Source organism: Acidovorax delafieldii (assembly GCF_007993815.1).
Classification (GTDB): Bacteria; Pseudomonadota; Gammaproteobacteria; order Burkholderiales; family Burkholderiaceae_C; genus Acidovorax; species Acidovorax delafieldii.
On record NZ_VJWE01000003.1, the window covers coordinates 1 to 22,544 of the forward strand.

At 65.9% G+C, this 22,544-nt stretch carries 21 protein-coding genes and 1 rRNA gene; 15 read left to right on the top strand and 7 right to left on the bottom strand.

From position 1 onward, the window contains the following. The first annotated feature begins 171 nt into the window (after positions 1 to 171). Positions 172 to 284, top strand: a 5S ribosomal RNA gene (rrf, locus tag ATF69_RS01520). Positions 285 to 480: 196 nt separating this feature from the next. Here rrf and ATF69_RS01525 read toward each other — a convergent pair. Next, positions 481 to 1,560, bottom strand: a complete 1,080-nt coding sequence (locus ATF69_RS01525) for an MBL fold metallo-hydrolase (RefSeq protein WP_146869700.1) — start codon at positions 1,558 to 1,560, stop codon at positions 481 to 483. Between the two features lie 125 nt (positions 1,561 to 1,685). Between ATF69_RS01525 and ATF69_RS01530 the strand changes: the two genes are divergently transcribed. From ATF69_RS01530 to ATF69_RS01570, 9 genes are all read left to right on the top strand, one after another. Beyond that, positions 1,686 to 2,081, top strand: a complete 396-nt coding sequence (locus ATF69_RS01530) for a MerR family transcriptional regulator (RefSeq protein WP_015015787.1) — start codon at positions 1,686 to 1,688, stop codon at positions 2,079 to 2,081. Positions 2,082 to 2,123: 42 nt separating this feature from the next. Further along, a complete protein-coding gene (locus ATF69_RS01535; RefSeq protein WP_099729196.1) occupies positions 2,124 to 2,585 on the top strand; it encodes a PaaI family thioesterase in 462 nt (153 codons plus the stop codon). Between the two features lie 41 nt (positions 2,586 to 2,626). Then, on the top strand, positions 2,627 to 3,817 hold the full coding sequence (locus tag ATF69_RS01540; RefSeq protein ID WP_146869701.1) for an isovaleryl-CoA dehydrogenase: 1,191 nt from the start codon (positions 2,627 to 2,629) through the stop codon (positions 3,815 to 3,817). A 43-nt stretch (positions 3,818 to 3,860) separates the two neighbouring features. Beyond that, positions 3,861 to 4,520, top strand: coding sequence for a carbonate dehydratase (gene can / locus ATF69_RS01545; RefSeq protein ID WP_056057784.1), 660 nt, complete (start codon positions 3,861 to 3,863; stop codon positions 4,518 to 4,520). Positions 4,521 to 4,587: 67 nt separating this feature from the next. Beyond that, complete coding sequence (gene aceK / locus ATF69_RS01550) at positions 4,588 to 6,393, top strand: bifunctional isocitrate dehydrogenase kinase/phosphatase (protein WP_146869702.1); 1,806 nt, start codon at positions 4,588 to 4,590, stop codon at positions 6,391 to 6,393. A 66-nt stretch (positions 6,394 to 6,459) separates the two neighbouring features. Further along, positions 6,460 to 7,647, top strand: coding sequence for an acetyl-CoA C-acyltransferase (locus tag ATF69_RS01555; protein ID WP_146869703.1), 1,188 nt, complete (start codon positions 6,460 to 6,462; stop codon positions 7,645 to 7,647). 49 nt (positions 7,648 to 7,696) lie between these two features. Continuing rightward, the gene (locus ATF69_RS01560) at positions 7,697 to 8,776 is read left to right on the top strand and encodes a DUF695 domain-containing protein (protein WP_146869704.1); all 1,080 of its coding nucleotides are present in this window, start codon (positions 7,697 to 7,699) and stop codon (positions 8,774 to 8,776) included. 84 nt (positions 8,777 to 8,860) lie between these two features. Continuing rightward, positions 8,861 to 9,529 (top strand): SDR family oxidoreductase, encoded by a 669-nt coding sequence (locus tag ATF69_RS01565; protein WP_056057790.1) that lies wholly within the window; start codon positions 8,861 to 8,863, stop codon positions 9,527 to 9,529. Positions 9,530 to 9,584: 55 nt separating this feature from the next. Continuing rightward, a complete protein-coding gene (locus ATF69_RS01570) occupies positions 9,585 to 10,715 on the top strand; it encodes an acyl-CoA dehydrogenase family protein (RefSeq protein ID WP_146869705.1) in 1,131 nt (376 codons plus the stop codon). Positions 10,716 to 10,778: 63 nt separating this feature from the next. On the opposite strand, the gene ATF69_RS01575 is transcribed toward ATF69_RS01570, so the two are convergent. The 3 genes from ATF69_RS01575 to ATF69_RS01585 form a co-directional block, all read right to left on the bottom strand. Beyond that, positions 10,779 to 11,972 carry a hypothetical protein gene (locus ATF69_RS01575; protein WP_146869706.1) on the bottom strand — a complete coding sequence of 398 codons (1,194 nt, stop codon included), beginning with the start codon at positions 11,970 to 11,972 and terminating at the stop codon, positions 10,779 to 10,781. 254 nt (positions 11,973 to 12,226) lie between these two features. Then, complete coding sequence (locus ATF69_RS01580) at positions 12,227 to 14,782, bottom strand: ATP-binding protein (RefSeq protein ID WP_146869707.1); 2,556 nt, start codon at positions 14,780 to 14,782, stop codon at positions 12,227 to 12,229. Further along, the gene (locus ATF69_RS01585) at positions 14,782 to 15,432 is read right to left on the bottom strand and encodes a LuxR C-terminal-related transcriptional regulator (RefSeq protein ID WP_146869708.1); all 651 of its coding nucleotides are present in this window, start codon (positions 15,430 to 15,432) and stop codon (positions 14,782 to 14,784) included. The genes ATF69_RS01580 and ATF69_RS01585 overlap by 1 nt, the downstream gene beginning before the upstream one ends. 180 nt (positions 15,433 to 15,612) lie before the next feature. On the opposite strand from ATF69_RS01585, the gene ATF69_RS01590 reads away from it, so the two are divergent. Beyond that, a complete protein-coding gene (locus ATF69_RS01590) occupies positions 15,613 to 16,689 on the top strand; it encodes a hypothetical protein (protein WP_146869709.1) in 1,077 nt (358 codons plus the stop codon). Between the two features lie 166 nt (positions 16,690 to 16,855). Here the strand turns inward: ATF69_RS01590 and ATF69_RS01595 are convergent, their stop codons facing one another. From ATF69_RS01595 to ATF69_RS01605, 3 genes are all read right to left on the bottom strand, one after another. Continuing rightward, positions 16,856 to 17,992, bottom strand: coding sequence for a peptidoglycan-binding domain-containing protein (locus ATF69_RS01595; RefSeq protein WP_233193676.1), 1,137 nt, complete (start codon positions 17,990 to 17,992; stop codon positions 16,856 to 16,858). A gap of 149 nt (positions 17,993 to 18,141) precedes the next feature. Beyond that, complete coding sequence (locus ATF69_RS01600; RefSeq protein ID WP_056057809.1) at positions 18,142 to 18,510, bottom strand: DUF2237 family protein; 369 nt, start codon at positions 18,508 to 18,510, stop codon at positions 18,142 to 18,144. Between the two features lie 65 nt (positions 18,511 to 18,575). Further along, positions 18,576 to 19,055 (bottom strand): DUF421 domain-containing protein, encoded by a 480-nt coding sequence (locus ATF69_RS01605; protein ID WP_056057813.1) that lies wholly within the window; start codon positions 19,053 to 19,055, stop codon positions 18,576 to 18,578. A 174-nt stretch (positions 19,056 to 19,229) separates the two neighbouring features. On the opposite strand from ATF69_RS01605, the gene ATF69_RS01610 reads away from it, so the two are divergent. From ATF69_RS01610 to ATF69_RS01625, 4 genes are read left to right on the top strand one after another with little or no spacing between them, the layout of a single operon-like run. Further along, a complete protein-coding gene (locus ATF69_RS01610; protein ID WP_099729207.1) occupies positions 19,230 to 19,928 on the top strand; it encodes a DUF4197 domain-containing protein in 699 nt (232 codons plus the stop codon). An 11-nt stretch (positions 19,929 to 19,939) separates the two neighbouring features. Continuing rightward, positions 19,940 to 20,389 carry a YchJ family protein gene (locus ATF69_RS01615; protein ID WP_146869710.1) on the top strand — a complete coding sequence of 150 codons (450 nt, stop codon included), beginning with the start codon at positions 19,940 to 19,942 and terminating at the stop codon, positions 20,387 to 20,389. Between the two features lie 50 nt (positions 20,390 to 20,439). Next, entirely contained in the window at positions 20,440 to 21,093 is a 654-nt protein-coding gene (locus ATF69_RS01620) for an HAD family hydrolase (RefSeq protein WP_146869711.1), read from the top strand. A gap of 24 nt (positions 21,094 to 21,117) precedes the next feature. Next, on the top strand, positions 21,118 to 22,542 hold the full coding sequence (locus ATF69_RS01625; protein ID WP_244303634.1) for a patatin-like phospholipase family protein: 1,425 nt from the start codon (positions 21,118 to 21,120) through the stop codon (positions 22,540 to 22,542). Positions 22,543 to 22,544: the final 2 nt, after the last annotated feature.

Here is a 22,544-nt window from a genome sequence, read left to right on the forward strand (position 1 = left end):
ATACTAATTGCTCGTGCGGCTTGACCCTATAACTTTGATAGCCAACACGCAACCAGCGTGAAGCTCAAAGTCTGTTATGCCAAGTTAGACGCAGTCAAAACACAAACATCTGATTCCAGACTCTATGAATTCGCCAGGCAGTTCACAAAAACTGCCCAGCACCAAGTTATGCCTGATGACCATAGCAAGTTGGTCCCACTCCTTCCCATCCCGAACAGGACAGTGAAACGACTTTGCGCCGATGATAGTGCGGGTTCCCGTGTGAAAGTAGGTCATCGTCAGGCTCTTACAGCCCAGAAAACCCCAGTCAGATATGACTGGGGTTTTTTGCTTTTGGGGGCGCGCAAAATTATTTAAACCACCTAGGCGCCTATATCGGCTCACACGCCTTACCAGCATTGATTACCATCTATCAGTGCGGCTGAGTGTGCTATTTGATTGGTGCCCAATAAGCGCTGGCTGGCCACGCATTGAGTGCGTTTATCCACCGTTCGGTGCGCGAAATCTCTGAACCCCGGCTTGGTCGAGAAAACGCTCCAGCTTCCCATCCATCCACAGATGATGAAGATGTGCCAGCGCCTCACCCATAGCAAAAGTCATCTGGTGGGTGTCCAACTGGCGTTGAAACAGAATCGGCAAAGTATCCGCGGCGCTTAGTGCACGGGTGTGCGCGGCTTGGAAAATCTCAGTGAGCCGCTCGCGGTGATGGTTTTGTAGCTGCGCTACACGCGTGCCCAGGCCTGTAAACGGCTTGCCATGCGATGGAAGCACCAAGGTGTCTTTTGGTAGATCCAGATACCGCAAGAGCGAGGTCAAGAACAGTTGTAGCGGGTTGGCCTCTGGCTCGCTGGCGTGGACACTGACATTGGTCGAGATGCGCGGCAACACCATGTCTCCGCTGATCAAGGTGGTCAGCTCAGCGCAAAACAATGCCATGTGCTCAGGCGCGTGGCCGTAGCCGCTAATGCAACGCCAGATGCGGCCCCCGATGTTCAGCGTGTCTCCATCCATGATTCGTTGAAAACGGGGTGGGAGAGCAGGGACCAGGGTCGGAAAATACGATGCGCGTCCTCGCACATGGTCCAAAAAAGACGGTTCTCGTGCACCGTGCAGCGCATAAAAATCGGCCCCTGCTTCCCCGCCAAACCCCTGCGGGTCATAGACGGCGACACGCGCTACGTTGTAGTCCGTGGCACTGATCCACAAGCGCACATCCCAACGCTCGCACAGCCAATGTGCCAGCCCGATGTGGTCTGGGTGCATGTGGGTCACGATGACGCGAAGAATGGGCAAGCCCTCCAGGCAGTCCGCAAATATCTGCTCCCACTGCGCGCGGCTCGCAGCGCTGTCGATGCAGCAATCCACCACGGTCCACCCGTCCACCAGCACACCGCCAGCATCCGGCTGGCGATCGCGCAGCAGCCACAGATTGATGTGATCCAGGGCAAAGGGCAGGCCCATACGGATCCAATGCACTCCAGGCGCGACCTCCAAGGTGGCGCCCTCGACGGGCAGCGCGTCGCCGAGCGGGTAGTGGATCTGGTGTTCAAGTGGATTCATGGAGGCGGTGTGATGGGTTAGCATTGACGTTAACGTAAACGTCATGCATTCGATGCATTGTAGGGAGCTGCAGCCACCCGGCTGTCTCCTGTGCGAAACCGATACTGCTGTGTGCAGCACCCACCATGGCCAATACCTACACCATCAGCGACCTTGCCAAAGAGTTCGATCTCACCACCCGGGCGATCCGTTTTTATGAAGACATGGGCTTGCTGCAGCCTGAACGCACCGGCGCCGCCGGCCGCAACCGGGTGTACAGCGCACGCGACCGCACGCGGCTGCGCCTGACGTTGCGGGCCAAGCGCCTGGGACTGTCTCTCACGGAGGCCAAGGAGATCATCGACCTCTATGACAGCCCCCGCGATACCGGCGTACAGCTCCGCAAGTTTCTGGACGTGCTGGTAGTCCATCGCAAGCAACTCGAAGAGCAAATGGCCGATCTGCAGGCCAACCTGGAAGAGGTGCGCGAGCACGAAGAAGAGGCGCGCTCGCTGCTGGCCAAGGTAGAAAAGCAAAATTGATCCATAATTGACGTTTACGTAAACGTAAATTAGGAGACTGCAGTGAGCACGCCCCCCTTTGAGCCGCGTTGCATTGACTTTGCCGACCGCGTGCGTGACAGCTTTGCGCGGCAAGGGGCCATGAAGACGCTTGGCGCGTCGCTGGGATTGGTGGCGCCAGGTGCTGTAGACATTGAACTCCCCTGGGCTGCCGCCCTGACCCAGCAGCATGGATTTCTCCATGCGGGCATGGTGTCCACCGCGCTGGATTCAGCGTGCGGATATGCCGGTTTCACCCTCATGGCGGCAGATGCCGCCGTGCTCACCATCGAATTCAAGATCAACTTGCTGGCCCCTGCCAAAGGCGAGCGATTCCGCATGGAAGGACGGGTGCTGAAGCCCGGCCGCACCATCACCGTCTGCGAAGGCCGAGCCTTCGCTATCGACGGCAACCAAGAAAAGCTGGTCGCCACCATGGGGTGCACTCTCATGGCGGTCACCGGGCGCGACAGCATCCAGGGCTGAGCCCTGCCCATTTCCCTACCTTCTACGAGGAGACAAACCCCATGAGCATTCCCGCCAACCTTCCCGGCCTCAACTTCCAGCTGGGCGAAGATATCGATGCCCTGCGCGATGCCGTGCGCGACTTCGCGCAGGCAGAGATCGCTCCCCGCGCGGCCGAGATTGATCGCAACGACCAATTCCCCATGGACCTGTGGCGGAAGATGGGTGATCTGGGCGTACTCGGCATCACGGTGCCCGAGCAATATGGCGGCGCCGCCATGGGCTACCTCGCCCACATGGTGGCGATGGAAGAAATCTCCCGCGCCAGTGCCTCGGTGGGCTTGTCCTATGGCGCCCACAGCAACCTGTGTGTGAACCAGATCAACCGCAACGGTAACGAGGCACAAAAGGCCAAGTACCTGCCCAGACTCATCAGCGGCGAGCACGTGGGCGCGCTGGCCATGAGTGAGCCCGGCGCGGGCTCCGACGTGATCAGCATGAAGCTCAAGGCCGAGGACAAGGGCGGCTACTACCTGCTCAACGGCAGCAAGATGTGGATCACCAACGGCCCCGATGCGGACACCCTGGTGGTGTATGCCAAGACCGAGCCTGAAATGGGGGCACGCGGTGTCACGGCTTTCCTGATCGAGAAGGGCATGAAGGGCTTCTCGATTGCGCAAAAGCTCGACAAGCTGGGCATGCGCGGTAGTCACACGGGCGAGCTGGTGTTCCAGGACGTCGAGGTGCCTGCACAAAACGTGCTCGGCGGCGTGAACAACGGTGCCAAGGTATTGATGAGTGGCCTGGACTACGAACGCGCGGTGCTGACCGGCGGCCCGCTGGGCATCATGCAGTCCGTGATGGACAACGTGATCCCTTACATTCACGACCGCAAGCAGTTCGGCCAGAGCATTGGCGAGTTTCAGCTCATCCAGGGCAAGGTGGCCGACATGTACACCGTGCTGCAGGCGGGCCGCTCGTTTGCCTACACTGTGGCCAAGAACCTCGACATGCTGGGTACCGACCACGTGCGCCAAGTCCGCAAGGACTGCGCCAGCGTGATCCTGTGGTGCGCCGAAAAGGCCACCTGGATGGCCGGCGAAGGCGTGCAGATCTATGGTGGCAATGGCTACATCAACGAGTACCCGCTGGGCCGCCTGTGGCGCGATGCCAAGCTGTACGAGATTGGTGCTGGCACCAGCGAGATCCGCCGCATGCTGATTGGCCGCGAGCTGTTTGCCGAAACCTGCTGACCTGCGACAACTGATCGACCAACCCTCACACACCAAGGACCCCATGCCTTCCTCCATCGACGACCTGTTTGTTCACAACCGCGCCTGGGCGGCCCAGATGGAGCGCGAGCGGCCCGGCTTTTTCACCAGCCTGCTGGCGCAGCAGAAGCCCAAGTACATGTGGATCGGCTGCTCCGACAGCCGGGTGCCCGCCAACCAGATCACCGGGCTGGAGCCTGGTGAGGTCTTCGTTCACCGCAATGTGGCGAACGTGGTGGTGCCTACCGATCTCAACTGCCTGTCTACCATCCAGTACGCGGTGGACCAGCTGCGCATCGAGCACCTGATGGTGGTGGGCCACTACGGTTGCGGCGGTGTGCTGGCCGCGCTGGAGGGCACGCGCGTGGGCCTGGCCGACAACTGGATTCGCCATGTGCAGGACGTGCGTGACCGCCACCGCGACCTGATCGCCGCCACCGCGCCTGAGTGGCGCCACGACGTGCTGTGCGAGCTCAATGCCATCGAGCAGGTGGTGAACATTGCACAGACCACCGTGATGCTGGACGCTTGGGGCCGGGGCCAGAAGGTTACGCTGCATGGCTGGTGCTATGGCCTCAAGGATGGGCTGATCAACAACCTGCACATGTCCGTGGACAGCACCGAAGGTCTGGAATCGCTGTACAAGGCGGCAATTGCCGGGGTGGCCGCAACCCGGCGGCAGTAGGCCTGCCGCCGCCCTGTGTCTGCCGAGCGACGGTTGCGCTGACGAAGAAGCCAATAGGCCCGCCACCATGTTCCCGCAACGCCTTGATGCGCCCCAGGCCTACGGCATTGCCAAGGCCATGATGGACGGCTTCAACCGGCATTACCGGTTGTTCCGCACCGAGTCCGCGCGCGCCAAACACCGTTTTGAAACCGCTGACTGGCACGGCCAGCAGCGGGCACAGCGCGAACGCATCGAGTTCTACGACCTGCGGGTGAAGGAATGCGTGCGCCGCCTGGAGAAAGAGTTCGAGGCCGGCGCGCAGCCGATGGATGTCTGGCACCAGGTCAAGCTGCACTACATCGGGCTGCTGGTGAACCACCACCAGCCCGAGCTGGCCGAAACCTTCTTCAACTCGGTCACCACCAAGATCCTGCACCGCACGCATTTCCACAACGACTTCATCTTTGTGCGGCCTGCGGTCAGCACCGAATACATCGAGAACGACGAGCCTGCCGCGCGGCCCACCTACCGCGCCTACTACCCCACGCGCGATACGCTGGGCGACACCTTCCAGGCCATCGTCGAAAATTTCCAGCTGCAGCGCGAATTTGCCGACCTGCCACGTGACACCGCTTGTGTGGTGGGCGCCATGCGCAGCCGGCTCGACAAGGTGAGGCTGCGCACCAACTTCCAGATCCAGGTGCTCACCAGCCTGTTCTTTCGCAACAAGGGCGCGTATGTGGTGGGCAAGATCATCAACGGCTTTAACGAGGTGCCGTTTGCGCTACCCATCCTGCACGACGACAGCGGCAAGCTGACCATCGACGCCGCGCTGTTCGGCGAAGACGACATGCAGATGCTGTTCAGCTTTGCCCGCGCCTACTTCATGGTGGACATGGAGATCCCCAGCGCCTACGTGCAGTTTTTGCGCAGCCTCATGCCGCGCAAGCCGCGCGCCGAGATCTACAACGCCCTGGGCCTGGCCAAGCAGGGCAAGACGCTGTTCTACCGCGACTTCCTGTACCACCTCAAGCATTCCAGCGACCAGTTCCGCATCGCCCCCGGCATCAAGGGCATGGTGATGCTGGTGTTCGACCTGCCGAGCTTCCCGTTTGTGTTCAAGCTCATCAAGGACTACTTTCCGCACCAGAAGGAAACCACACGCGAACAGATCAAGGCCAAGTACCTGCTGGTCAAGCAGCACGACCGCGTGGGCCGCATGGCCGACACGCTGGAGTACAGCGAAGTCGCCTTCCCCCGCGACCGCTTTGATGATGCGCTGATTGCCGAGATCGAGAAGTTCGCCCCCAGCCAGCTCGAAATCAGTGATCGAGATGGCGATGGCCAGACCGAGGTGATCATCAAGCACCTCTATATCGAGCGGCGCATGATCCCGCTCAACATCTACCTGCAAGAGGCCTTCGACACCGGCCTGTCTGACCCGCGCGCGCGCCAGCAGATGGAGCACAGCGTCATCGAATATGGCAACGCCATCAAGGACCTCGTGGCCGCCAACATCTTCCCCGGCGACATGCTCTGGAAGAACTTTGGCGTCACGCGCAACGGCAAGGTCGTGTTCTACGACTACGACGAGATCGAATATCTCACCGACTGCAACTTCCGCCGCGTGCCCACGCCGCGCAACGAGGAAGAAGAGATGAGCGGCGAGGTCTGGTACAGCGTGGGCCCGCGCGATGTGTTCCCCGAAACCTTTGGCCCCTTCCTACTGGGCAACGACGCGGTGCGCGAGGTGTTCATGCAGCACCACGCCGACCTGCTCGACGCCGCGTTCTGGCTGTCGCACAAGGAGCGCATCCAGGCGGGTCATATGTTTGATGTTTTCCCCTACGACACGGAGCGGCGTTTTGCGCAAGGCGCTGCGGCCCGCTGAGCGCCCGCCAAAACCCCGTTTTTCGTCCCCACTTTTCCTCTGACCCTTACCCAGGAGACCTTCACCATGTCCATCCAAGACCCCATCGTCGTCGTTGGCGCTGCACGCACCCCCATGGGCTCGTTGCAGGGCGACTTCTCCAGCCTGGCCGCGCACGACCTGGGTGGCGCCGCCATCAAGGCCGCCATCGAGCGTGCCGGTGTCTCGCCCGACGCCGTGGGCGAAGTGCTGTTTGGCAACTGCCTGATGGCCGGCCAGGGCCAGGCACCCGCGCGCCAGGCGGCGTTCAAAGGCGGCCTGCCCAAGGGCGCGGGCGCCGTCACGCTCAGCAAGATGTGCGGCTCCGGCATGAAGGCCGCGATGATGGCGCACGACATGCTGCTGGCCGGCACGCACGACGTGATGGTGGCGGGTGGCATGGAAAGCATGACCAACGCCCCCTACCTGCTGCAAAAGGGCCGAGGGGGCTACCGCCTGGGCCACGACCGCATCTTCGACCACATGATGCTCGACGGCCTGGAAGACGCTTACGAAGCGGGCCGCAGCATGGGCACCTTTGGTGAAGACTGCGCGGCCAAGTACAGCTTTACGCGCGAGCAGCAGGACGCCTTTGCCACCGCCAGCGTGCAGCGCGCCAAGGCCGCTACCGAGTCGGGCGCCTTCGCGGCCGAGATCGTGCCCGTCACCGTCAAGACCCGTGCGGGCGAGACCGTGGTGTCGGTGGACGAAGGCCCGGGCAAGGTCAAGCTCGAAAAGATCGCCACCTTGAAGCCCGCGTTCAAGAAGGACGGCACCATCACCGCCGCGTCCAGCTCCAGCATCAACGACGGTGCGGCCGCGCTGGTGATGATGCGCGAGTCCACGGCCAAGAAGCTGGGTGCCAAGCCCCTGGCCCGCATCGTGAGCCACGCCACGCACGCACAAGAGCCCGAGTGGTTTGCCACCGCCCCCCTGGGCGCCACACAAAAGGCACTCGCCAAGGCCGGCTGGCAAGTGGGCGACGTGCAGCTGTGGGAGATCAACGAAGCCTTTGCCGTGGTGCCCATGGCGCTGATGAAGGAATTGGACCTGCCCCATGACAAGGTCAACGTGAACGGTGGCGCCTGCGCACTGGGCCACCCCATCGGCGCCAGCGGTGCGCGCATCATGGTCACGCTGATCCATGCCCTCAAGGCGCGCGGTCTGACCAAGGGCCTGGCCACGCTGTGCATCGGCGGTGGCGAGGCCACGGCCGTGGCGCTGGAACTCGTCTGAGGCCGCTGGCTGGAGATGGGATGATCCCCGACTTTGTACAAGGACCGCGATGACAACTCCCTCTCCCGCCATCGGCGCCTTCTGGCACGCGTTTTCCGATGCCCAGGCATCGCTCCAGGCCCAGCCGCTGCGCGAGCGCGTGGGGGCGGCCAATGCGCTGATAGATCAGCACCTGGAAGGCCTGGCGCTGGAGATGTCCGGCGACGATGCCGATGCCGTGGTGGACCTCATCGTCACGGCCCACGGCAGCATCGAGCGGTTTCCGTTGCTGGCGCAGGTGGTGGCGGCCGCACCCGCGTTGCCGCACTACCGCGTGCGTGCGTTTCGCGAGCGCACCGCGCAGCCGGACTTTCCCATCGGAATGGAAGGCTTTGAGCTGGCCACGTCCGACGTGCTGGTGGCGCTGGAGCAGGATGGCGGGCAGGCGGCGCTGGAGATCCGCTTTGGCCGCGAGATCCCCAGCGACTACCAGGACCACGCGCGCAACATGGCGTTCATCATGCTCGACCATGTGCTGGGCGAGTACGACTTTGCCGTGAAGGTGGGCGCGGTGGACTTTGTGGGCGAGCCCGGCGACACCCACACGCCTTGGGTGCCGCTGAGCCAGCTGCCCCCGGTGTTCGACCGCTACTGGACCGACACCCTGGGCCACACCGGCCACTTTCCCACGGGCGATGCCGAATGGGACGGGCTGGAACTGCAGTTTGACTGCCCCATCGACGAGGACGGCAACGAACTGCCTCCTGACGACATCGACAGCGAAGACGCGCCCGAGACTGGCGTGGTCATGGTCAACACCAGTGCCAACGCTGTGGCCATGCGGGCCGACCTGGCCTATGCCCTCACCGTGGACCTGGCGGTGCCCGACAGCGACACACTGACCGCCGTGCAAGACCTGCACGAGCAAGCCGCCACGCTGCTCCAGGTGCCGCAGTTGGGCATTCTGGTGCTGACGCTGATGCGCGCGGGCCGCCGGCAGGCGCTGTACTACGTGAGCGACGAGCAACTGGCCAAACAGACGCTGGCGCCCCTGCTGCTGCGCGACGAGGCGACATCGCTGGAGCTGAAGGTGGCGTACGACCCCGCGTGGTCGGGCTATTTCGAGTACGCCGGCTACCTGTCTGCCTGAGTGGGTGTCGCTGTTTTGTTTACTCCTGAATTGATAGCTGTTGGCGCATGATTCACTAGCGCTTGCGGCATATTGGGCTTGAAAATGAACTCCATACTCGTGATGGGCGCGTCCCGGGGCATCGGCCTGGAGCTGGTGCGCCAGTACACCGACGCCGGGCGCCGCGTAATCGCCACCGTGCGCGACGACGCCGGCCGCGAGCGCGTGCTGGCGCTGGGCGCCGAGGTGCTCACCGTGGATGTGGCCAACCCCGCCAGCGTGAGCGGCCTGGCCTGGCAGCTTGACGGCGAAAAGCTGGACCTGGCGCTGTATGTGGCCGGTGTCATCCGCCGCCCCAACGCGCTCACCCCACCCACGCAGCAAGACTTTGATGCCGTCATGCACACGAACGTGCTGGGCGCCATGCAGGCCATTCCGCAGGTGGCGCCTCTGGTGGCGGACGCGGGCGGCGTGTTTGCGTTTCTGTCGTCCTCCATGTCGCAGATCGGCAGCGTGCCCAACAGCGGCTCGTGGCTGTACCGCACCAGCAAGGCCGCGCTGAACATGGCCGTGGCCGCCGCGCAGCACGACTACCCTGGCGCCACGCTGGTCACCATCGACCCCGGCTGGGTGCAGACCGACATGGGCGGCGGCGGTGCGCCGCTGACGGTGGAAGACAGTGTGCGCGGCCTGCGCAGCACGCTGGCCAGCGTGACCGCTGCCGACAAGGGCCGCCTGCTGCACTACGACGGCCGCCGCGCTGCCCACTGGTAGTCCCGCAAGCCACTAAGCCCCCGAATTTTTGAACAACGACTCTGGAGACACTCCCATGCTGCTGACCCAAGACCAGGAAATGATCCGCGATGCGGTGCGCGACTTTGCGCAAACCGAGCTGTGGCCGAATGCCGCACGCTGGGACAAGGAACACCACTTCCCCAAGGAGGTCCACCAGGGCCTGGCCGCGCTGGGCGCGTATGGCATCTGCGTGCCCGAAGAGTTTGGCGGGGCCCACCTCGACTACCTCACGCTCGCGCTGGTGCTCGAAGAGATCGCCGCCGGTGACGGCGGCACCAGCACCGCCATCAGCGTGACCAATTGCCCGGTTAACGCCATCCTCATGCGCTACGGCAACGCGCAGCAAAAGCGCGACTGGCTCACGCCGCTGGCGCGTGGCGAAATGCTGGGTGCGTTTTGCCTGACCGAGCCACATGTGGGCTCCGACGCCTCCGCCCTGCGCACCACGGCGGTGAAGCAGGGCGACGAATACGTGATCAACGGGGTCAAGCAGTTCATCACCAGCGGCAAGAACGGTCATGTGGCCATCGTCATCGCCGTCACCGACAAGGGCGCGGGCAAGAAGGGCATGAGCGCCTTCCTAGTGCCCACCAACAACCCCGGCTACGTGGTGGCGCGGCTGGAAGACAAGCTGGGCCAGCACAGCAGCGACACGGCGCAGATCAACTTCGACAACTGCCGCGTCCCCGCCGAGAACCTGATCGGTGCCGAGGGCGAGGGCTACAAGATCGCCCTGGGCGCGCTCGAAGGCGGCCGCATCGGCATCGCAGCCCAAAGCGTGGGCATGGCGCGCAGCGCCTTCGACGCGGCGCTGGCGTATTCCAAAGAGCGCGAAAGCTTCGGCACCGCCATCTTCAACCACCAGGCCGTGGGTTTCCGCCTGGCCGACTGCGCCACGCAGATCGAGGCCGCGCGCCAGCTCATCTGGCACGCCGCCGCGCTGCGCGATGCCGGAAAGCCCTGCCTGAAGGAAGCCGCCATGGCCAAGCTGTTTGCCAGCGAAATGGCCGAACGCGTGTGCAGCGCCGCCATCCAGACGCTGGGCGGTTACGGCGTGGTGAACGACTTCCCGGTGGAGCGCATCTACCGCGACGTGCGCGTGTGCCAGATCTACGAAGGCACGAGCGACGTGCAGAAGATCATCATCCAGCGCGCGCTGGCCTGAGCCTGCGAGTCAGGTTTCTCGGCCCGCCTTTCGCCGGCCTTTCGGGCGCAGCTCAAAAAACGCTCAGCCCCTGAGGCGCAACTCGCGCTCCAGCAGCGCCAGCCGCTCGGGCTCGGCGTGGTGCCGGGCCACCGGCTGCACGCTGGCAAACACGGTGCGCCCCATTTCGGCACGCCCGCTCCAGGCCAGTGCCAGTGCGTAGTCGCAGGTGCATACGGCCAGTGAGGGCCAGGCGCCCGGGGCCTTGCGCACCAGCCCCAGAAACTGCTCACACGCCTTGCCCAGGTGGCTGGCGGCCTCGCCCGCCCGGGCCGGGTCGCGCAGCGCAATCATGCCCCGCACCCAGTCGATGAACGCTTGCCCGTGGGGTGGCAGCATGGCGGGCTGCAGCGTGTCCACGAGGCGCTGCGCTTCGTCGGTGTGGCCCGCGCGGGCCTCACCCAGGGCCAGGTCCAACTGCAGAGTGGGCTCTCCCGGCCGCTGCGCCATCAGCTCGCGCAGGCGGGCGGTAAAGCCCGCATGGTCGCCCGTGGCCAGGGGCAAGGTATAGATGCGGGCCAAGAATTCGCCTTCGTCCGCCGGGCGCATGGGGTGGATGCGCAAGCGCAGGATGGCGGCGTCCACCCCTTCGGCGCGCGCCTCGAACCAGGCCATGCGCACCGCGGCGTCCCAGGCGGGCTGCCGCAAGAACGCATGCCGTTCGGCCGCGCGGGCCAGCCGCTGGGCCAGCACGTCGAGGCGGGGCAGGTCGCCCGTGGCGTGCGCGTGCAGCATCTGCTGGTACGTGCGCTGAAACTGGTGCATGTAGGCAAAGACCCCCAGCGGCGCCAGCATGGCCAGTACCAGAATCCCTTGCACCCATGGGCTCCACTGGCGCCACACGGCCAGCGCCACCAGGGCCGCGCACACCAGCAGCCAGGTACGGTTGTTGCGCAGCAGCTGGCGCAGCGTGGTCCACAGGCCGGGGTTCTGCTGCGCTTCGATCTGGTCGCGCGCCAGCTGGCGCAGTGCCTTCACGTCCAGGGTGCCCAGTGCGTCGTCCGCCATCTCGGTCATCGCACGGGCATACAGCCCCGAGGTGTGCAACTGCACCTGGGTCAGCGGGGGCTGCTGCAGCGCCGCAATGGCCTGCATGGCTTCTTCGGCCGTCTGGGCATGCACAAACCCCTCGGTGGGGCGGCCTTGTGCATCCTGCGCCTGGTACAGCCAGCGGGGCTGGCCGGGCGGTGGGGGCGGGGTGGTCCCGGTGGTGGTCATGGTGTGGCTCCCTCCTGGTGTGATTTGCCAGCGTGTCGATGTCGCCGGTCGTTGGCTGCGGATGGTAGGGGGCTGCGTGATCGCCGCGTGCAGCGGGCAGACGGGCGGTGCACCGCTGGCAGACGACCGGTGCCGTGATACCTGCCTTTGCCTGAGCAGGCCGCAGGCAACAACCGCACGTTCTGCGGCGGCTGGGGCTTCGAAAGACACCGGTAGGTGTACTAATGCGCTATTGAAAAGGTAGCTGTCTGTGCTTATGGGAAAGGCACCGCGCTCTGGTCCTGCCGCCTGTTGCTGGGGGCCAGCCACTGCGCCAGCACAGCGTGCAGCTCTGCAGGGTTCACGGGCTTGCGCAGCACCAGGTAGCCCTCGTCTTCGGCGTCCCGCAAGGCGGGGGCGTCAAACTCGCCGCTGACCATCGCACCCCGGGCGGCTGGGCAGCGGGCCAGCAGCGTGCGCAGGATGTCAAAGCCGCTCTCGCCCGAGCGCAGTCGCTGGTCGCAGAAGATGGCATCTGGCACCAGGCCTTCGTCGAGCCGGCCATGGGCTTCGGCCCCGGTGGTGGCATAGGCTGCCGTCACGCCCCAGGCTTCGAGCATGGCGCGCCAGGCCTTGAGCACCTGGGGGTCATCGTCCAGCACCAGGCACTGGCCCTGCAGCGGGCGGTCCACGATGGACTGGCGGTGTGCCGTTGCGGGGGCGGTGGACGCGCCTGCATCGGGTGCCACATGGGCTGGCAGCCGCAGCCAGAAGCGCGACCCCTGTCCCGCCAGCGAACGTACGCCGTACGCCGCCCCTAACTGCTCGGCGCAGCGCGCCACCACAGCCAAGCCCAGGCCGTGCCCCGCTTCGTCCATCTGGTCGGCCCGCGCTCCCCGATAGTAGGGGCTGAACACCCGGGCCTGATCGGCGGGGGCAATGCCAATGCCCGTGTCCCGCACCTCCACCAGCCAGTCACCGCCGCGTGCGCGTGCGCTCACCAGCACCTTGCCCTGCGGTGTGTAGCGGATGGCGTTCTGCACCAGGTTCGCCAGCGCCTGGCGCAGCAGCACCGGCTCGGCCCACACGGTGGCGCCACGGCGCGGCAGCCGCAGCCGCAGGGTCAGGCCGCCGAGGCTGGCTTGCTCGCGGAAGAGGCGCACAACGTCCGCCAGCAGGGCGCCAAGGTCCACGGCGGCTTTGTGGCCCAGCGGCTGCCCCGACTCCAGGCGCGACAGGTCCAGCAGCGCATTGAACAGCTGGCTCATGGCCTGCATGCTGGTGCGCAGGTCGGCCACCAGCGGGCGCAGGACCGGGTCGGTATTGCGCAGGTTGATCGCCTCCACCATCAAGGACATGGCGTGCACGGGTTGGCGCAGGTCGTGGCTGGCGGTGGCGAGGAACAGGTTTTTTTCGGTCAGGGCGCCTTCCGCCTGGCGCCGGGCTGCGGCCAGGGCCTCATTGGCAGTGCGCGTGCGGCGGTACAGCCAGAAGCTGGCGCCCGCCGCAAGCAGTGCCAGTGCCACCGCAGCCGCCAGTCCGATCTGCTGCATGCGCCGCACGCGCAGCTCGGCATCCTGCACCCGGTTGGCCTGCGCGAGCTGCTCGATCTGGCGCTGCCGTTCAGCGCTGTCAAAGCGCTCCTGCAAGGTCGTCACAGCCTGGTCGCGCTCGGTATGGAACAGCTCCTTGGCCAGCGCCTGCTGCTTGCGGGTGGTGGCCATGGCCTCGCGGTACAGGCCGGCTTGCTCGTACATGCGCGACAGCTCGCCCAGCAACTGCTCTTCCATGGGCAGGGAGCCCGCTTCGTGCACAAACCGGATGCCCGCCTCCACCTCATGCACGCCGGCCGCAATGCGGCCCTGGCCCATGAGTGCAAAGCCCAGATTGGCCTGCGCCATTGCGGCCCCGTTCAGCTCGTGTGCATCGCGGTACGCGGCCAGGGCCTCGCGCATCACGGGCTCGGCCGCGGCATACGCCTTGCGCTGCAGCAGGACGTCGCCCAGGTTGTTCAGCGCCGTGGCCTGGAGCCCGGTGAGCCCTCCAGCGCGGGCGATCTGCAGGGACTGCCGGTAGGCGGCCACGGCGGTGTCGAGGTTGCCCTGCACGTTTTCCACATTCCCACGGTGCAGGTGCAGCCAGCCCTGCGCCTGCCGGGCGTCCAGCTTTTCGGCCAGGGGCAACGCCTCGCGGATGGTTTGCAGCGCCCGCTCCGGGTTCTTCATGTCGAAGTGCAGCAGCTCCAGGTGGGTGCGCGACCGCAGCTCAGACGTGGCCGCCTGGCGTGGCAGCGTGCGCGAGAGTTCCAGGCTGCGCAGCAGGTGGGCCATCGCCGTTTCGAACTGGCCGTTGCCGCTGTGCAGGGCGCCCAGCGTCAGGTGGTAGAGCCAGCGCACCCAGGGGTCGGGTGCGCGCTCGGCGGCGGCCGCTTCGCGCGCCAGTGCGTCCAGTCCGGCGCGTGTTTTTCCCGCCACGGCCAGTTGCCGGGCCTCGAAGCAGACAGCCAGCACCTGCGACGACGGATCTTTCTGCGCAGCGGCGAGCGCCTTCAGCTGCGCAATGCCCTCGGTCACCACCGTTGTCTGCCCGGTCTCGAAGGCTGCGTCTGTAAGCGCCGCCAAGTAAGTGCGCCGGGTCGCGGCATCGGCCGCGTTGGCAAAACGTGCCGCGGCGGCCTGCAGCGCCTGCACGGCTTCGGCGCTGTTGCGTTGCGACAGGTTTTGCAGCCGGTCCAGCTCGGCCAAGTCCGCGTTCAGTAGCTGTGCCCTTGCGGGCAATGCCGTCTGCAGGCACAGGGCCACGACCAGCACCACAACCCGGACGAGGCGCATCAGGGCAGCTCCAGCCGCCGCCCGCGCAGCAGGGTGATGGCCTCGACCCGTGTGCGCACCCGCAGCCGCTCCAGGATGCCCGTCACGTGCTCCTTCACGGTGCTCTCTGCAATATCCAGCTGCGATGCAATGCGCTTGTTGGGCAGCCCCTGCAGCACCAGCGCAAGGATCTGGCCCTGCCGGACAGACAGCCCCAGCTCGGCCGGTGTCACCGGCAGGTCGCGGCTGCGCAGCGGCTGGCTGCCCGGATGGCCCGGTTCAAACCAGACCAGCCCGCTCAGCAAGGCCTCCACCGCCAGCCCGAAGGTTTCAGGCGCCGCTTGTTTGTGGATGAATCCCTGCGCGCCTGCCTGCCGGGCCTGGTCCATCACGGCGGGGTCATCGTCGCCACTGATCACCGCGATGGGCATTCCGGGGCAGTGGTTGCGCACCTGGGCGATCAGACCCACGGCGGCGCCTTCTGCCAGCCAGAAGTCGATGAGCGCGATGGCCGGTGTGCCCCGCGTGTCCACCCAGCGCAGAAGGTCGTTTGCCCCAGCGGCCACCACCACGTCCATCTGCGGCAGTCGCGCGCGCAGGAATTCGGCCATGCCGTGTGCCACCAACGGATGGTCGTCAAGGATGAGCGCGTACTGAGAGGTGGAGGACATGCGGTGGTGGAGGGGGCGCAACCCGGCGGGATGCCGGTGCCAGAAGGTATGCCTGCGGGCAAATTCTGCCAAGTGTTCAGCAGTATGGGCGGCGCGCAAACCCTACCAGCGTAGGGTTTCGCACGGGATGGGGTGCTGCACAGAATCCGCGCTCCATTCACCATCACGAGGTTTCTGTTCATGACACGACAAGCCAGCGCAACGGGTGCCGGGCGCACCTGGCACTCTGCACGACCTATCTTCCGCTGGGCCCCCCTGGGCCTGGCTGCCGCCTTGCTGGTGGGCTGTGGCGGCGGTGATGACGACAACGGCACGCCTCCGCCCAGCGCTGGCGCATTCAGTATCGGCGGCGCGGTCAGCGGCCTGGGGGCTGGCAAAACGGTGACGCTGCAGAACGCCGGCAAGGACGACCTGACGGTGAACACCAATGGCAACTTCGTGTTCGTCACGCGTCTGGACAACGGCATTGCCTATGCCGTCACCGTGAAGACCCAGCCCAGCGGGCAGCGCTGCACGGTGACGGAAGGCACCGGCACAGCCACTGCCAACGTGAGCAACGTGCAGGTGCGCTGCGAAAACCTGGCGGCTGCCACCTACACGGTGGGCGGCTCGGTCAGCGGCCTGGCGGGTGGCGCCGTGGTGCTGCAGAACAACGGGCGCGACGATCTGTCGGTCTCCAGCAACGGCGGCTTCACGTTTGGCACGGCACTGGCGGGTGGCACGGCCTACGCCATCACGGTGCGCACGCAGCCTTCGGGCCAGAGCTGCACGGTGCGCAACGGAACGGGCACGGTAGGGTCGGCCAATGTGAGTTCGGTGGACGTGAGCTGCGCGACGGCGGCGCTGGGGCTGCCGGAGGGCGACTGGAAGCAGGAGCTGTGCGTGGTGGTGCGGCCAGGAACCTGGGGACGCTCGCTGTGGCGCATCACCCGCCAGAGCGACACCCGCGTCGTGGGGCAGATTGGCGTGGTGACCTATGCCGACGCCAACTGTTCCGGCACGGGCACCGTCGCAGGTCCGCTGACCGATGTGGGCAATGTAGCGTTCGACCGCAACGGCAGCACGGCCACGCTGACCGCTTTCTGGGGGCTGTGGACCCAGCCGTCGGGCCTGACATCGCGCGCTGTCTGGGCACGCAAGGGGCCCCGCCTGTGCATCTTTGGCGATCAGATACCCACCGCGTTCCCGACGGCGGCCAGTGTGGAGAGCTACGTGGACACCGTTCTGCCCGCCAAGACCTGCTACACGCAAAACTGAGTGCTGGGGGCTGTACGGCCCCCCAACCAACCCAAAGCCCCCGCAGCGAAGTTGCTGCGGGGGGCTTTTCTTTGATCGGCTGTGATCCGCTTTGTGTTGGAGCGCGCCCATTGGCCCATTGCTGCAGAGCCACCCGCCCCGGTGTGCCCGGGGCATCCCTCAGGCTTCAGCGGGCGAGTTCCGCCGCCGTGGCCGCATCCAGCCGCCCGGATGTGGGCAGCCCTTTGTCCTTCTGAAAGGCGCGCAGCGCTGCCGTAGTCTTGCCGCCCATGGCGCCATCGGGCGTGCCCGCGTTGTAGCCCAGCTCGTTCAGGCGGGCCTGCGCATCGCGCAGCGAAAGTCCTGCGGTGGCTCCATTGTTTTGCGCGGCAGCACGCGCGGCCGTTGTCTGCGAGGGCGGTGCGGCGCCGTCCACACTCAGCCGCCCGCCACCCCCCAGGCCCTGGCCCTTCACCGTCTGGGCGCGGTAGTTGCGCAGCGACTGCACCATCTGGTTGAACGCATCCATGAAAGCGGCCGCAATCACCTTGCCTTCGGCCGTGTTGGAGTAGCCGCCCATGCGCGCGCCGCCCGATCCGCCCAGCAGTTGCCCCATGGCGCCAAAGTCGGTCTTGGCGGCACTGCCTTCTGACGCCGCCACTTGCACACCGGATCGGTTGTCGATGAGCGTGAGCAGCGCGCTGGCCTCCTTGGTATTCATATTGCCGCCGATGGCTGCCAGCAGGCCCCCCGCACGGCCACCGACCAGGCCGCCCAGCGATGCAGAGGCACCGCCTGCATTGTTGTTCTGGAACACGATTTCGGGCGACAGGCCATAGTCCGAGGCCACCATCTGCCCCTGGCCAAACTGGCTGCCCTGCCGCATTTCGCCCGACTGCATCAGCGCGCGCTCGCGCGTCATCGCGTTCATGCCGGCGGCGCCGCGCTCCACCACCACAAAGCAGTTGGACTGCTGCACCAGCAGACGCAGCAGGTTGGCCGTGGGCGGCAGGCGGTATTGGTCACGCAGGATGGTGTACCAGCCAGCCTGCTGGTTCTCGATCAAGGAGACGGTGCCCAGCGGGCTTTCGCAACGCTCCAGCGAGTCGCTGGCGCCGGTAGAGGCTCCACCCGCAGCGCTGCCGGTGGCCACGGTCTTGGCATCGGCGCTGCCCATGCGCATGTTGGTGGTCTCACAGCCGCTCAGCAGTGCAGCAGCGGCCACGGCCGCGCTGACTGCGCACAGGCGCAGCGGGGTGGTTGAACGGGGCGGGGTGGCAGCGGCACGTGCGCGCCGCAGCGGGGCAGGAAGGGTGATAGTCATGGTGACGGGTGTGGCCGCATGTGCAGCGAAAGGGAGGAACACAAAGTCCTGATCTTTCGCCGTGCAGCCAATCACCGGCAACCCGACAGAGGTAGGGTGCAAGGGGCGGCACACCCGGCCCGGGCTGCGCCCCGCGCTTGTCAGAACAGTCAGCTGCTGGACAGCGCCGCGCTCTGCAACTGCGCCAGCGTCACGAACTCCAGGGCACGCGCATGGGTGCACTCCAGGATCACCGGCGGTGCCACACCCGCCTCATAGGCTTCCTTCCAGCGCAGGGCGCACAGGCACCAGCGGTTGTTGGCCTTGAGTCCTGCAAACCGGTATTCGGGCCGGGGGGTGATGAGGTCATTGCCCCGCGACAGCGAGAAGTCCAGAAACGCCTGTGTCATGCGTGCGCAGATCACGTGGGTGCCGTGGTCGTGCTCGTCGGTGTTGCAGCAGCCATCGCGGTAGTAGCCGGTCAGCGGGTCGTAGGAGCAGGGCATCAGCATGGTGCCCAGAACGTTCAGTGCAGTCATATCGGGTCGCGTGTGTTGTAAGGGCCTATGGGGGGCGTAGATTGTTGGAGTGGGCGCGGGGCGGCTCAGCCCTCTTCGCCACGGCGGCGCAGCACCACGGTGATCTGCCCGTTGGTCTCGATGGTGGCGCGTTCCACTTCGTGCGCGTGCAGGCAGCCACCGGCGCGCAGTGCGGCCTCCACGTCGTCGCGGGTCAGCAGCTCCTTGCGCATCAGCGCCTGGTTCAGCTCGCCCTGGTGGATCAGCACCTGGGCCTTGCCGTCCACCCAGCGCCCGATGCGCGGGAAGTGGAACGCCAGCCGCGCCAGCGCCACATGCAGCAGCATCAGCGTGCTGGCAGAGATCAGCCCGCCCACGAGCGAGTTGTCGCCCGCGTTCATCGAGTTCTGTACCGCGTTCGACAGGATCAGCAGCAGGATCAGGTCAAACGGCTCGTACTGCCCTGTCTGCCGCTTGCCCGACAGGCGCATGAACACCAGCAAGAACAGATACACCACCACGCCGCGCAGCACAAACTCCCACCACGGCACACTCATTTGCCACATTGCAAGGTTCCTTGTTGGATGCTTGGGTGGGGCCAGTCTACGGCCTGCGGCTTGCCCTTCATTCGCTGAGCGAAAATCCCGGGCAATCCCCCGCACGGCTCCGGCACAGTGCGCCCTCATTGCAGTGGCGGCCGAGCGGGCCTCCTCTGCTGCCCCCATCGAAAGTACCGCCCCATGCAACGCCGCCAATTCCACCAAACCAGCCTCATGGGTGCGCTGCTGTGCGCCACTGCGCAGCACGCCTGGGCGCTGTCGTTGGGCGACCTCACCAATGCCGACGCCTCCAGCGGCCTCAAGGCCGCGTTGACCCAGGGCGCGCAGGCGGCGGTGTCGCTGCTGGGCCGCAACGACGGGTTTCTGGGCAACCCCAAGGTGCGGATCGGCCTGCCGGGCTACCTGGACGACGCCGCCAAGGTGATGAAGTCGCTGGGCCAGGGCAAGCGCATCGATGAGCTGGTCGTGTCCATCAACCGCGCTGCCGAAGCGGCCGTGCCCATGGGCAAGGACCTGCTGGTGGGCGCGGTGCAGAACATGACGGTGACCGATGCCAAGAACATCCTCACCGGCGGCGACAACTCGGTGACCGCCTTTTTTGCCGACAAGACGCGCACGCCACTGGGCCAGCGCTTTCTGCCTGTGGTGAACCAGGCCACCGAGAAAGTCGGCCTCACGCAGAAATACAACGCCTTCGCGGGCAAGGCCGCGAGTTTTGGCCTGCTGAAGGCCGAAGACGCCAACCTGGCGCAGTACGTCACCGGCAAGACGCTGGACGGCCTGTACCTCATGATCGGCGAAGAAGAGCGCAAGATCCGCCAGGACCCGGCCGCCGCCGGCAGCGCCATCGCGCGCAAGGTGTTTGGTGCCTTGCGCTGAAGGGCATCACGATGCCTTTGCCACAGCCTAACGACCCCTGCCCCTGCGGGCGCCTGACGCCTGCTGGCCCGGGTGGCAGCAAGGGCAAAAGCGCAGCCCCCTTGCCCTTCGCCAGCTGTTGCGGCCGTTACCTGGCGGCACCTGGGCTGGATGCCATGGCTGCTCCCGATGCCGAAAGCCTCATGCGGTCGCGCTACACCGCCTTTGCGTGCGAGCGGGCCGACTACCTGCAGGCCACCTGGCACGCCAGCACGCGCCCGGCCACGCTCGACTTTGACGCGGGGGCCAAATGGCTCGGGCTGGACGTGCGCCGATACGTCGCCACCGATGCCGACCACGCCGTGGTCGAGTTTGTGGCCCGCTACCGTGTCGCCGGGCGCGCCGTGCGCCTGCACGAGACCAGCCGTTTTGTGCGCGAGGAGGGGCGCTGGTTCTATGTCGATGGAGATCTCCATGGCTGAAATTCAAGCCAAAACCACCCCAAGCGCTAGTGCAATATGTCTTGATAGCTATGAAATTTGAGGCAATCCTGTTTGACTGTGACGGCGTGCTGGTGGACAGCGAGCCCATCACCAACGGCGTGCTGCGCGACATGCTGGCCGAGGCCGGGTGGGTGCTGACGCCCGATGAGTGCATGCGCCTCTTCATCGGCAAGATGGTGCGCAGCGAGGCCGCGCGCATTGAGCACCACACGGGCCGCCCGCTGACCGACGAATGGATGTCGGCCTTCTACGCGCGCCGCAATGCTGCGCTGGAGGCGCAGCTCACCGCCATCGAGCACATCCACGGCGCTGTCGAGCGTGTGCACGCCCACCACGGCGGGCGCATTGCCTGTGCCTCGGGGGCCGACCGTTTCAAGGTCGAGATGCAGCTCGCCAAGGTGGGCCTGACGCCGTACTTTGCGGGCCGCATTTTCAGTGGCCACGAGATGCCCGCCACCAAGCCCGCACCGGACGTATACCTGGCCGCCGCTGCAGCGCTGCAGGCAGCGCCCACGCTCTGTGCGGTGGTCGAAGACACGGTGACCGGCGTCACCGCCGGTGTGGCTGCCGGGGCCACCGTGTTTGCCTACGCCCCGCTGGACGATGGGGTCGCGCTGCGGGCGGCAGGGGCGCAGCACGTGTTTCGCAGCATGGCCGAGCTGCCCGGCTTGCTCGGCTGCTGACACGGGTGCACAGAAAAAAGGGACATGGCGATGAACACCTTTGCGCGGGTCATGAAGCACACGGTACTGGCTGCCGCCCTGGCGCTGCTGGCGGGCTGTTCGTCGGTCAAACCCTGGATCAACGAACCCCTGCCTGCGGGCGATCAGAACATCCCTGTGCGCAAGTCCGAGCGCGACCCGACCATCCTCGTGGCCGTCACGCTTTCAGGCGGCGGGGCGCGAGCCGCCGCGTTTGGCTATGGCGTGCTGACCGAGCTGCAGCAGACGCGGTTTGTGTGGAACGGCAACCCCACCACCTTGCTGGACGCCACCGACGTGGTCAGCGGCGTGTCGGGCGGCAGCATTGTGGCGGCCTACTTTGCGGCGCATGGCATCGAAGGGCTGCCACGCTTTGAACAGGACTTTCTGCGCCAGAACTTCCAGAACAGCCTCATCACCCAGGCGCTGCGCCCGGGCAATCTGATCGACCTGACCTCCCCCTGGCTGGGCCGCACCCACCTGCTGGCACGGCGGCTGGACAAGCTGTATGGCGGCCTCACCTTTGGCGACGTGGAGCGGCGCCCGCGCCACCCGCAGCTGTTCATCACCGCCACCGACATGTCGCTGGGCACCGGCTTTGAGTTCACCTGGGAGCAGTTTTCGCTGATCTGCTCAGACCTGCGCAAGGTGCCGCTGTCGTTCGCCGTGGCGGCCTCGTCGGCGGTGCCGCTGCTGCTGAGCCCGATGACGCTCAAGAACTACGCCGACCAATGCCCCGATCGTCCCTCCCCATCGGTCGCCGCGGCGGCGACGGGCGACTACCGCGTGCGGCTCAATCGCGCCCATGAACTGAGCTATGTGGATGCGCAGCGCAAGCCCTACATCCATCTGGTCGATGGCGGCCTGGCCGACAACCTGGGGGTGCAGCGCCTGCTGGACCGCGCCCTGGCCAATGGCGGCCTGCGCCAGACCTTCAGCGAGGTCGGCATACCGCCTGCCACCATCCGCAAGCTGGTGCTGATCACGGTGAACGCCGAGCGCGATCCCTCGGTCAACATCGACATGAGCGACAAGGTGCCCAACATGGCGCAGGTGGTGGACGCCCTGCTGTTCGGCACCGGCGCCCGCGCCACGCGCGAGACGCAAGAGTTCTTGCGCGACATCACACGCCAATGGCAGCGCTCGCTGGCGTCAGGCCCCACCGGCGCCAACGACGTGTTCGCGCCCGACGCAGAGATCCACGTCATCCCCGTCAACCTGCGCGACGCCCCCGACGACATCGCACGCCGCCGCTTGCTGCAGGTGCCCACGGCGTTTTCGATCACGTCGGAAGAAGTCACCGACCTCATCGAGGCGGGCGGCAGCGTGCTGCGCCACTCGCCCGAGTTCCGGGCGCTGGTGCAATCGCTGCTCAGCCCCGATCCCCATGCGCCACATGCACCGCCAGCGGGGCTGCAGGCCAAGGACTGAGG